An 11,572-nucleotide genomic window follows, 5' to 3' on the forward strand; every position below is an offset into this window, starting at 1 on the left:
CTTTGAGTCTCCAAAAACCCGCGAAAGCGGGTTTTTGCGTTTCTGGCGTTCAGAAAATCAAAGCCACACACCCTACCCGCAAACTCATGGAACCTGTAGCAGCTGCTCTAGCAAGGCCTCACCCGAACCGCAAGGCGCACTTGAGAAACAATATCGTTTATCATTGTTTCAAGTTTTTGCAATGCGACAGAGAGGAACCCTGCGAATGATGTTTCGAAATACCCTGCGCCGAGGCCTGACCTTCACCCTGCTCGGCCTGGCTCTCGCCACTCCCCTCACCCAGGCTGCTGATCCAGTTTCCCTGACCCTCTACAACGGCCAACACAAGGAAGTCGGCGANCAACTCGCCAAGGCCTTCGAAGCCAAGACCGGCATTCACGTCAATGTGCGCAAAGGCAGCAGCAACCAGCTGGCCAGCCAGGTTGTCGAAGAAGGCGACCGCTCCCCCGCTGACGTGATCTACACCGAAGAATCGCCGCCGCTGAACAAGCTCGGCGAACAAGGCCTACTGGCCCAGACCGACGCCGCCACCCTTGCCGTTCTGCCAAAAGACTACGTCGCGGGCAATGGCACCTGGATCGGCATTACCGCCCGGGTCCGTGTGGTCGCCTTCAACCCGAAACTGATCGATGAAAAAGACCTGCCCAAGTCGGTGATGGAATTCTCCGATCCGAAATGGCAAGGCAAGGTCGGTTTCGTACCCACCAGCGGCGCGTTCCAGGAACAGGCCGTGGCAATCATCAAAGTCCACGGCATGGATGCGGCTGAAGAATGGCTGACCGGCCTGCGCGCTTTCGGCAAGGTGTACAGCAACAACATGGTCGCCCTCAAAGCGGTGGAAAACGGCGAAGTGGCCACCGTGCTGGTGAACAACTACTACTGGTTTGCCCTGAAGAGNGAAAAAGGCCAGCTCGATTCGAAACTGCATTACTTCACCGGCGGCGATGTCGGCGGGCTGATCACCGTTTCCAGCGCTGCCGTGTTGAAATCCAGCAAACATCCAAAAGAAGCCCAGCAATTCCTTGCCTACATGGCCAGCGAAGAAGGTCAGCGCGTGATCACTCAGACCACCGCCGAATACCCGCTGCACAAAGGCATGGCATCGGATCGCGGTCTCAAGCCGTTCAGCGAACTGGAGGCACCGAAAGTCACCCCGGCCGACCTGGGCAACGCCGAAGAAGCCCTGGACCTGGAACGTGACGTTGGCTTGAACTGATGAGCGCATCGTTATCCGCCCCCGCCTCGCGCGGGGGTTACGTGCCACGGCGCAAGCGGCCGTCGATCTGGCTGCTGCTGCCGGTTTTGCTGCTGGTGGTGCTCAGCCTTTTACCGCTGGTGTATGTCGGACTCAAGACCTGGCAGGCCGGCTGGGCCGAGGCGCTGCATTTGCTGTGGCGGCCTTATGTGTTCGGGCTGCTGCGCAATACGTTGGCGCTGATGATCGGTGTGACGGTTGCTTGCGGCGTGATCGGCTTATCCCTTGCCTGGCTGCTCGAACGCAGCAACCTGCCGGGCCGACGCATCTGGGGCGTGATCCTGTGCCTGCCGTTTGCGGTACCGGCGTTTGTCAGCAGCTTTACCTGGGTATCGCTGAGCGCCAACTTCGAAGGGCTGGGCGGTGCGATCCTGGTGATGACCCTGTCCAAATACCCGCTGGTGTTTCTGCCGGTAGCGGCAACCTTGCGCAATCTGGACCCGTCCCTTGAAGAGTCGGCCCGCACCCTTGGGCAGAATCGTTGGGGCGTGTTTTTCCGTATTACGCTGCCCTTGCTCTGGCCTTCGCTACTCGCGGGTGCGCTGCTGATCGCCCTGCATATGCTGGTGGAGTTCGGCGCGCTGTCGATCATCGGCCTGCAGACGTTTACCACTGCCATCTACCAACAATTCGAACTGGAATTCAGCAATGCCAATGCCGCGATGCTGTCGGCGGTGCTTCTGGCGCTTTGCCTGGTGTTGTTGTGGCTTGAGTTGCGAGTACGCGGCAAAGGCCGGCACGTGCGCACCGGCCAAGGCGCAGCGCGGCAGGCAGAACAGGTTCGACTGGGGCCGTGGACGGTCGCTGGACAGGTTTACTGCCTGGTATTGGCGATCATCGGCAGCGGCATTCCGCTGGGGATGCTGGCGTACTGGCTGGCGGTAGGTTCGTCGGCGGCATTCCCGGTGGCCGCGATCAGTGAGGCGCTGCTGTCGTCCTTGGCGTTGTCGCTGGGTGGCGCCGCGTTGTGCCTGGTGCTGGCGGTACCGGTGGGACTGCTGGTGGTGCGTCATAAAGGCCGGCTCGCGATCTGGGCCGAGCGCTTGCCGTATCTGTTGCACGCACTGCCAGGCTTGGTGATTGCGCTGACGCTGGTGTATTTCGCGCTGCATTATGTGCCGGCGCTGTATCAGACGTCGGCACTGCTGCTGATCGCTTATGCGTTGCTGTTTTTGCCCTTGGCGCAGGCGCCGATTCGCACGGCGCTGAACAAGGCGGCGCCGCAACTGGAAGAGGCGGCACGCACGCTGGGGGCGTCGTCTTTCAGTGCGTTTTGTCGGGTGACGCTGCCGATCATTTTCCCGGCGTTGGGCGCGGCGTTTGCGCTGGTGTTTCTGGATGCGATGAAGGAATTGACGGCGACGTTACTGCTCAGCCCGACCGGGCTGAACACCCTGGCCACCGCCGTGTGGGCGCATACCTCGAATGTGGAGTTTGCAGCGGCGGCGCCTTATGCGGCGCTGTTGATTCTGGTGTCGGGGTTGCCGGTGTATCTGCTGACGACTCGGATGTATCTGAGTCGCTGAAGCCGCTATTGCGGGCAAGCCCGCTCCCACAATGTTCTTCAGTGAACACACAATGTGTGTGCGACAGAAATCCCTGTGGGAGCGGGCTTGCCCGCGATAGCGTCAGCCCGATCAATACAAATTTAAGCCCTGAACTGCCCCAGGCTCGCCTTCAACTGCGCCGCCAACCCATCCAGCACCTTGCCGCTGGCCGTGGTCTCCACCACCGCCTGCGCGGCTTTCTCNGCCTGTGCGTGAATGGTCTCGACCCGACCCCGCACGGCCTGCGCACCTTGCGCCTGATGCGCAGCCGCACGCGTCGCCAAGCCAATCGCCGCATGCACCTGCTCCACCGAAGCCTGCACCGNCTGCTGCAGCCTTGCGCTGTCACGCAATACCAGCAAACCTTCATTGGCCTGACGCCCGGCCTGGCCGATCGCTGCCACCGCTTCACGCGCACCTTGCTGCAAGGCCACGATGTGCGCCTGGATGTCGCCGGTGGAACTTTGGGTCTTGCTCGCCAACGCCCGGACTTCGTCCGCCACCACCGCAAAGCCACGACCGGTTTCGCCGGCACGCGCCGCTTCGATGGCGGCGTTCAGNGCCAGCAGGTTGGTNTGCTCGGCAATGCCGTGAATCACCGTCAGCACCACTTCAATTTGTTCGCTTTGCTGCGCCAGGCGTTCAATNACTTTCGCCCCGGTATCGACCTGCCCGGCCAACGCCTCGATCAGGCTGCCGACCTTGGCCGAAGTCCGAGTGTTTTCATCGGTGGCAGAACGAATGTCCACCACTTGCTGCAGCGCAGCCTGCATGGCGTGGCTTTCCGATTGGGCTTCATCCGCCATTTGCGACAGCGCGCGCAAGCTCTCGGCCACCTCATCACGCTGCAAACCGGCCGCCTTGTCGGCACCGGCATTGCGCAAGGTCATGGCGCCGATTTCCACGCCGGTACGCTGGGCCACATCCCCCGCCTCACGCACGATCGGCTGCAACTTATCCACAAAGCGATTGACCGCCGAGGCCATGTCGCCGATTTCATCCTTGCTGCTGATCTGCACGCGCTTGGTGAGGTCGCCCTCGCCCGCCGCCAAGTCATCCATGGCCGCAATCAACATTTTCAAGCGATTGACCACGCGACGGCCCAGCACCACCGCGAGCAACAGCAGCACACCGCAACCGACCAGCGCCAGGAACATCCCGATGCGCCAGCGCAATGTCGACGCCGCTTCCTGCACAGTGCTGGTGGTGTTGGCTTTCATTTCAGAAGCCGTGGCCTGCGCAGACGTCAGGCGCGCACGCATCGCCGTGGCACTGTCGGCGGCTGCGCCTTTGAGGCTGTCGCCAACCAGTTGATCACCGCTGGCAATCAGCGCCGCAAAACGTTTATCCAGGGCCGCCAGATCGGTTTCCACCGACGCGGTCGAGACGCCCATCAAGACCTTGCCGATTTCTACGCCATTCGGGTTGATCGAGGCTTCGAGGTAGTAGACCGACGGATCGTTCTTCGCCGCGTCCAGCACCTTGTCCAGCGCACGCTCGCCCTGGCCCTTCTCCAGCAGCGCCTTGTTGATCGGATTTTCGCGGTTGAGGTAGCGCGTCAGGTGCTGACCCGTCGCGTCGTCGTANACCACGAACAACACGTTGGGATTGCGCTGGGCGCGCCGGGCAAACTCCGACAAGGTCGGCACGTCACTGTCCCACATGGCACGCGGCGCCACCGAGGCCAGCAGTTGCGCCATATCATTGGCCGAATCCTTGAGATCCTTTTCCAACGTTGCACGCAATTGCACCTGCTCGTCTTTCAATCGCGTAGACAAGCCGGCAGTGAGTCGCTGACGGGTGCTGGTGGAGAGATTGTCCAGGCTCGACGTGACTTCACGCCCGGCCTGCTCGAGTTCGCCAGACAGTTTTTGACTGTCCGCCCCAAGACGCACGCCGAGATCGGCTTCAAGCGCAGTCACTGTGCTCCGAGTCAGGGCAACAGCCACCAGCACCTGCACCAAAAGGGCGATACCAAGGGTAACGAACACTGGCCGCAACAAACGGCTTTGTAACAATGAGAGAACGGCCGACACTTGGAATCCCTCTGCTTTGGCGCCATTAAATTGATGGCGCGCTGGAAGCGATGCTTTTATTCAACATCACAGCAAAGGTCATGCCGTCCGGCAGGCACAAACGACAAAGGGTCCAATCAAGGACCCTTTGCTTTCTACATCAACGACTTATTAAGCGAACGGGTGACGCAAAACGATGGTTTCGTTGCGGTCCGGGCCCGTCGAAATAATGTCAATCGGCGCACCGACCAACTCTTCGACGCGCTTGATGTAGTTGCGAGCAGCTTGCGGCAGCTCTTCCAGCGTCTTGGCACCGACGGTGGATTCGGTCCAGCCTGGCATCTCTTCGTACACCGGCTCCAGGCCGATGTAGCTGTCGGCGTCAGTCGGTGCGTCGATCACTGCACCATCCTGGTTCTTGTAGCCAACACAGATGTTGATGGTTTCCAGACCGTCCAGCACGTCCAGCTTGGTCAGGCACAGGCCCGAGATGCTGTTGACGTCGATAGCGCGACGCAGGATGACGGCATCGAACCAGCCGCAACGACGGGCACGGCCGGTGGTAGCGCCGAACTCGTGGCCGCGCTTGGCCAGGANTGCACCGACTTCGTCGAACAGCTCAGTCGGGAACGGACCCGAACCTACGCGCGTGGTGTAAGCCTTGGTGATGCCCAGGATGTAGTCCAGGAACATAGGACCAACGCCCGAACCGGTAGCAACGCCACCGGCGGTGGTGTTGGAGCTGGTCACGTACGGATAGGTGCCGTGGTCGATGTCGAGCAACGAACCTTGGGCGCCTTCGAACATGATGTCTTTGCCAGCGCGACGCAGTTCGTGCAGCTCGGCGGTGACGTCGAGCATCATCGGCTTCAGCAGCTCGGCGTATTCCATGCACTCGTCGAGAGTCTTCTGGAAGTCGATGGCCGGTTCTTTGTAGTAATTGACCAGCACGAAGTTGTGGTAATCCAGCAACTCGCCCAGCTTGGCGGCGAAACGCTCACGGTGGAACAAGTCACCGATGCGCAGACCGCGACGTGCAACCTTGTCTTCGTAAGCCGGGCCGATGCCGCGACCGGTGGTGCCGATCTTCAGCTCGCCACGGGCCTTTTCACGGGCCTGGTCCAGCGCTACGTGGAAGGACAGGATCAGCGGGCAGGACGGGCTGATACGCAGGCGCTCGCGCACCGGTACGCCTTTCTCTTCCAGCTTGATGATCTCGCGCAGCAGGGCGTCAGGTGCAACCACCACGCCGTTACCGATCAGGCACTGCACGCCTTCGCGCAGTACGCCCGACGGAATCAGGTGCAAGACGGTTTTTTCGCCATCGATGACCAGGGTGTGGCCAGCGTTGTGGCCACCTTGATAGCGCACTACGGCGGCAGCATGTTCGGTCAGCAGATCAACGATCTTGCCTTTGCCCTCATCACCCCATTGGGTGCCCAGGACTACGACATTCTTACCCATAACACTTGTCCTCATTCGCGCAAACTTGGTGCCGGCGATGGCCGGCAGGAATACTCAAGAAGCCAGTGGCGATACTTGCCAAAGCCCGTTCTGCAGAATCAATTGCTGGTCGCAGTCCGCTTCACGGGCGGCGGCCAATGGCTGCCCAGGCAGGGCCTGGACGACACGCTGACCCTCACTGCGCAACTGGCAAACCTGCTGCCAGAGTGCTGCGTCCGTACTGTCGGGCATCCAGATGCCACCAGACGGCAGCTCGACCTCAGCACGCCCCAGGGTCACCAGGGTTTTCAAATCGGTAGAAAAGCCAGTCGCCGGACGTGCGCGACCGAAGTCGGCGCCGATATCGTCATAACGACCGCCTTGGGCGATGGCCTGACCAACACCCGGCACAAAGACTGCGAACACCACACCGGTGTGGTAGTGGTAGCCGCGCAACTCGCCCAGGTCAAAATACAGCGGCAACTGCGGGAACCGCGCCGACAACCGTTCGGCAATCGCCAGCAAATCGTCCAGCGCCGCCAGAACCGGCGTCGGCGCATGCGCAAGACGCTCGCGGGCAGCGCTCAATACTTCACGGCCGCCACACAGATCGACCAACGCACGCAGCATGCCCGACAGATCGGCAGGCAAGCCTTCGGTCAAAGTAATGACCTCGTCGATGGCCTTGCGTTGCAATGCATCGAACAACTGTTGCTCAACTTCCCCCGACAAGCCGGCCGCACGGGCCAGGCCACGGTAGATTCCGACGTGACCCAGGTCCATGTGCACATCCGGCACGTCAGCCAGTTGCAGCATGGCCAACATCAAGCTGATCACTTCAACGTCGCTGCTCGGGCTGGCATCACCGTACAACTCGGCGCCCAGTTGAATCGGGCTACGNGANGACGACAGGGCGCGCGGCTGNGCGTGCAGCACGCTGCCGGCATAGCACAGACGGCTCGGACCTTCGCGGCGCAGGGTATGCGCATCGATACGCGCCACTTGCGGCGTGATGTCAGCCCGGAAGCCCATTTGCCGGCCCGATTGCGGGTCGATGACCTTGAAGGTGCGCAGATCCAGGTCCTGGCCCGCGCCGGTCAGCAGGGATTCCAGGTACTCGATATGGGGAGTTACGACAAACTCGTAACCCCAGCTCTGGAACAGATCCAACACCTGGCGACGCGCTACTTCAATGCGCGCAGCTTCCGGTGGCAGTACTTCTTCGATGCCATCTGGCAGCAGCCAGCGGTCTACCGTTGCCATTACGCCATTCCCCTATGATCCGGGCGGCCAGCCCTNGGCCGAGCCTTGAGTGAAGCAGAAAATGATCGGCTTATGTGCAAACCACGCGCATAAACAACGTGGCGAAAAGCCTGAAACCGGCTTCGCCAACCACTTTCCTCGAAAAACCTGTCGAGTCATTCAACTCGGGCGCCCGCTTAAAAACAGCAATCAAACGTGCAGACGCAAAAAAGCCGGGAATTTCCCGGCTGCCGCATCATACACCCGTTTTCCCAAAGGATCACCCCGCCCGAGGCTTTAGCCGCCAGGCGGGGGATGATTCAGGTCAACGTCGTATCAAGGCTTGGCTTTTTCCAGGTAACGGAAGAAGTCGCTGCTTGGGTCCAGNACCATGACGTCGGTTTTGTTCGCGAAACTTTCGCGGTAAGCGCGCAGGCTACGGTAGAACGCGTAGAACTCCTGATCCTGGCCGTAGGCCTTGGAGTAGATCGCAGCAGCCTGGGCATCACCGTCACCGCGAACCTCTTCAGATTCACGATAGGCTTCAGCCAGCAGNACACGGCGCTGACGGTCGGCATCCGCACGGATACCTTCAGCCAGCTCGTTACCCTTGGCGCGGTGCTCACGAGCTTCACGCTCACGCTCGGTGCTCATACGCTCGAACACGCTGCGGTTCACTTCCTTCGGCAGGTCGATCGCCTTGACCCGAACATCGATCACTTCGATGCCCAGCTCTTTCTCAGCCATTGCGTTCAACGAGCGCGTGATGTCAGCCATCAGCGCATCACGTTCACCGGATACCACCTCGTGCAGGGTGCGTTTACCAAACTGGTCACGCAGGCCCGACTCCAGACGGCGCGACAAACGCTCGTCGGCAATCTGCTTGAGGCCGGAAGTCGCGGTGTAGAAACGCTCGGCATCCTTGACGCGCCACTTGGCGTAGGCGTCAACCATCACGGCTTTCTTTTCCAGGGTCAGGAAGCGCTGTGTCGGTGCATCCAGGGTCATCAGGCGGCCGTCGAACTTGCGCACCTGGTTCACGTAGGGAACTTTCACATGCAGGCCCGGCTGGACATCCGCCTGGACCACACGACCGAATTGCAGCAACACCGCGCGCTCGGTCTGAGACACGATGTAGAAGCAGTTCCAGGCAGCGATGACCACGACGACGCCCACAATCAGGGCGGTCAGCGATTTATTGCTCATCAGCGACTCTCCCTGGTACGTGCTTGCTGTTGCTGCAGATCAGCTGCCGCACGCGCATTCGCTTCATTGCTGGTGGCTGCCGCACCGGTCACCGGAGTGCTGGTGTTGCGACCACTTTCGACCATCTTGTCCAGCGGCAAGTACAGCAGATTGCTCTGGCCATTCTTGTTGCCGGTCACGAGAACCTTGCTGGTGTTGCTGAAGACTTCCTGCATGGTGTCCAGATACAGACGCTCACGCGTGACTTCCGGGGCCTTGCGGTACTCGCTCACCAGTTTGGTGAAGCGATCAGCCTCACCCTTGGCGCGCGAGACGGTTTCGTCACGGTAGCCGTTGGCATCCTCGAGAATACGCTGGGCCTGACCACGCGCTTCCGGCACGACGCCGTTGGCATAGGTTTCGGCCTGGTTACGCGAACGCTGCTCGTCTTCACGGGCGCGGATCACGTCGTCAAAGGCTTCCTGTACTTCGCGCGGTGCAGCTGCGCTCTGTACGTTCACCTGGGTGACGGTGATACCGGTGCGATAGGTATCGAGGAACCGTTGCAGGCGCTCCTTGATTTCGCTGGCCATCAACTCACGACCTTCGGTCAGCACCTGGTCCATGGCGGTGGAACCCACCACGTGGCGCAGGGCGCTTTCGGTTGCGTGTTGCAGGCTGATTTCAGGCTGATCAACGTTCAGCACGAAGTCCTGCAGGTTGCTGATCTTGTACTGCACGGTCAGCGGCACTTCGACGATGTTCTCGTCTTCGGTCAGCATCTGGCCCTGCTTGGTGTAGGCACGCTCACGCGTGACGTTCTCCATGTACTTCTTGTCGATCGGCGGGAAATAGATGTTCAGGCCTGGCCCGACAGTCTCGTAGTACTTGCCGAAGCGCAGCACCACGGCTTGCTCCTGCTCGTCCACCACGTAGACCGCGCTGTACAGCCACACGGCCGCCAACACGACCAGGCCGATGCCGAGCAGGCCGCCGAAGCCGCCACTCTTGCCCGAACCACCGCCGTCATCACCGCGTTTCTTACCACCACCGAACAACCCATTCAGGCTTTCCTGCAGCTTTCGGAAGGCCTCGTCGAGATCTGGTGGCCCCTTGCGGTCGCCATTATTGCGGCGCTTACCACCCCAAGGATCCTGATTATTCGAGTTGCCACCCGGCTCATTCCAAGCCATAGCGCTCTCCATCTGATAAAGCAAAGACGCACCCACGGCGCGCCGACCAATGCTACAGAATGCCTGCTACTGCGGCACAACCGCTTTAGGAGGCTTTTATTGCAAAGTGTGTTGTTCGATGAACTCGGCCGGTACCACACCTTCACGACTGACCAGCCGATTCAGCTCCGAACGCGGCAATCGAACGGCCAGCAAGCTGACACCTTCTTCGTCGTATTCTTCTTTCTGTACCGCGCCCAACTCAAAAAACTGTGCACGCAGTCGAGCAAAACGCTGAGGCAAGCGCAAGGTGCCGACAAACAAATCGCTGCCCAGCAACTCGGCAATGGCCTGTTCAAGCAAATCCAAGCCAGTACCATCGCGCCCCGAAAGCCATACCCGCTGGGGCTTGCCGTTCTCATCGCGCTGGATTTGTGGCTCTACGCCTTCAAGCAAATCGAGTTTGTTATAGACCTCGAGGATCGGCAAGTCCTGTGCACCAATCTCGCCCAGCACCACCATCACCTGCTCGATCTGCAACATGCGATCCGGTTCGGCCGCATCGATCACGTGCAGCAGCAGGTCGGAGTTGCTCGACTCTTCGAGCGTAGACCGAAACGCCTCGACCAGCTTGTGGGGCAAGTGACGAATGAAACCCACGGTGTCGGCCAGGACAATCGGCCCCAGGTCGTCCAGTTCCAGACGGCGCAAGGTCGGATCAAGCGTGGCGAAGAGTTGGTCGGCCGCGTACACGTCCGATTTCGTCACTTTATTGAACAGTGTGGATTTGCCGGCGTTGGTATAGCCCACCAGGGACACGGTAGGGATATCCGCACGCATCCGGCCGCGCCGCGACTGCTCGCGCTGGCTGCGTACCTTTTCCAGGCGACCCTTGATCTGGCGCAGGCGAACCCGCAGCAGACGGCGGTCGGTTTCCAGCTGGGTTTCACCCGGGCCACGCATGCCGATACCACCACCTTGACGCTCAAGGTGAGTCCAGCCACGAACCAGCCGGGTGCTCATGTGGTCAAGCTGGGCCAGTTCGACCTGGAGCTTACCTTCATGAGTGCGGGCGCGCTGGGCGAAAATATCGAGAATCAGACCGGTGCGGTCGATCACGCGACACTCGAAAACACGTTCGAGGTTACGTTCCTGACTGGGCGTGAGGGTGTGATTGAAGATCACCAGATCGGCTTCTTCAGCATGCACCAGATCGCGTAATTCCTCGACCTTGCCGCTGCCGATCAGGTATTTGGCGGTTGGCCGATGACGCGGTACGTTAAAAAACGCAACGGTCTCGGCGCCGGCCGAATTTGCCAACTCCTGAAACTCCTGCGGATCTTCGCGCGCCTCAGGGTCCTGTCCATCCAAGTGAACGAGGATTACTCGCTCACCACCACCGTGGCGCTCAAAGAACAAAGGAGACTCCTATCAGGCGTTACCTGGCTCAGCGTCACCCTGTTCGTCACCCGCTGCGCTAGGCAGACGGATAGGACGCACTGGAACGACTGTCGAGATAGCGTGTTTGTAAACCATCTGGCTGACGGTGTTTTTCAGCAGGATCACGAACTGGTCGAACGACTCGATCGTGCCTTGCAACTTGATACCGTTGACCAGGTAGATGGAAACCCCAACTTTCTCTTTACGTAAAGTATTCAAGTAAGGGTCTTGTAGCGAATGCCCTTTTGACATGTGCCGCACTCCTTTAAGGAT

At 60.2% G+C, this 11,572-nt stretch carries 10 protein-coding genes; 3 read left to right on the forward strand and 7 right to left on the reverse strand.

What is annotated here, in order from left to right; translation table 11 throughout:
• From B7L09_RS32145 to B7L09_RS14595, 3 genes are all read left to right on the forward strand, one after another.
• Positions 1 to 209, forward strand: a 209-nt coding sequence (locus B7L09_RS32145; RefSeq protein ID WP_217902007.1) for a hypothetical protein, incomplete at its 5' end; no start/stop codon positions are given.
• The gene (locus B7L09_RS14590) at positions 206 to 1,216 is read left to right on the forward strand and encodes an extracellular solute-binding protein (RefSeq protein ID WP_094469404.1); all 1,011 of its coding nucleotides are present in this window, start codon (positions 206 to 208) and stop codon (positions 1,214 to 1,216) included. The genes B7L09_RS32145 and B7L09_RS14590, both read left to right, overlap by 4 nt.
• Positions 1,216 to 2,781 carry an ABC transporter permease gene (locus B7L09_RS14595; protein ID WP_094469405.1) on the forward strand — a complete coding sequence of 522 codons (1,566 nt, stop codon included), beginning with the start codon at positions 1,216 to 1,218 and terminating at the stop codon, positions 2,779 to 2,781. Before B7L09_RS14590 ends, B7L09_RS14595 begins: the two co-directional genes overlap by 1 nt.
• Before the next feature lie 122 nt (positions 2,782 to 2,903).
• Here B7L09_RS14595 and B7L09_RS14600 read toward each other — a convergent pair whose 3' ends face one another.
• From B7L09_RS14600 to hfq, 7 genes are all read right to left on the reverse strand, one after another.
• Entirely contained in the window at positions 2,904 to 4,838 is a 1,935-nt protein-coding gene (locus B7L09_RS14600) for a methyl-accepting chemotaxis protein (RefSeq protein ID WP_094469406.1), read from the reverse strand.
• Between the two features lie 150 nt (positions 4,839 to 4,988).
• A complete protein-coding gene (locus B7L09_RS14605; protein WP_094469407.1) occupies positions 4,989 to 6,281 on the reverse strand; it encodes an adenylosuccinate synthase in 1,293 nt (430 codons plus the stop codon).
• Positions 6,282 to 6,335: 54 nt separating this feature from the next.
• Complete coding sequence (locus B7L09_RS14610; protein WP_094469408.1) at positions 6,336 to 7,523, reverse strand: ATP phosphoribosyltransferase regulatory subunit; 1,188 nt, start codon at positions 7,521 to 7,523, stop codon at positions 6,336 to 6,338.
• Between the two features lie 315 nt (positions 7,524 to 7,838).
• Positions 7,839 to 8,708, reverse strand: a complete 870-nt coding sequence (hflC, locus tag B7L09_RS14615; RefSeq protein ID WP_094469409.1) for a protease modulator HflC — start codon at positions 8,706 to 8,708, stop codon at positions 7,839 to 7,841.
• On the reverse strand, positions 8,708 to 9,880 hold the full coding sequence (gene hflK, locus B7L09_RS14620) for an FtsH protease activity modulator HflK (protein ID WP_094469410.1): 1,173 nt from the start codon (positions 9,878 to 9,880) through the stop codon (positions 8,708 to 8,710). Before hflK ends, hflC begins: the two co-directional genes overlap by 1 nt.
• A gap of 96 nt (positions 9,881 to 9,976) precedes the next feature.
• Entirely contained in the window at positions 9,977 to 11,278 is a 1,302-nt protein-coding gene (hflX, locus tag B7L09_RS14625) for a ribosome rescue GTPase HflX (protein WP_064450406.1), read from the reverse strand.
• Between the two features lie 12 nt (positions 11,279 to 11,290).
• Positions 11,291 to 11,551: an RNA chaperone Hfq gene (gene hfq / locus B7L09_RS14630; RefSeq protein ID WP_003188059.1), complete on the reverse strand. Its 261-nt coding sequence runs from the start codon at positions 11,549 to 11,551 to the stop codon at positions 11,291 to 11,293.
• Positions 11,552 to 11,572: the final 21 nt, after the last annotated feature.

Origin of the sequence: Pseudomonas mandelii (assembly GCF_002251635.1) — a bacterium.
GTDB classification, from domain to species: Bacteria; Pseudomonadota; Gammaproteobacteria; order Pseudomonadales; family Pseudomonadaceae; genus Aquipseudomonas; species Aquipseudomonas mandelii_B.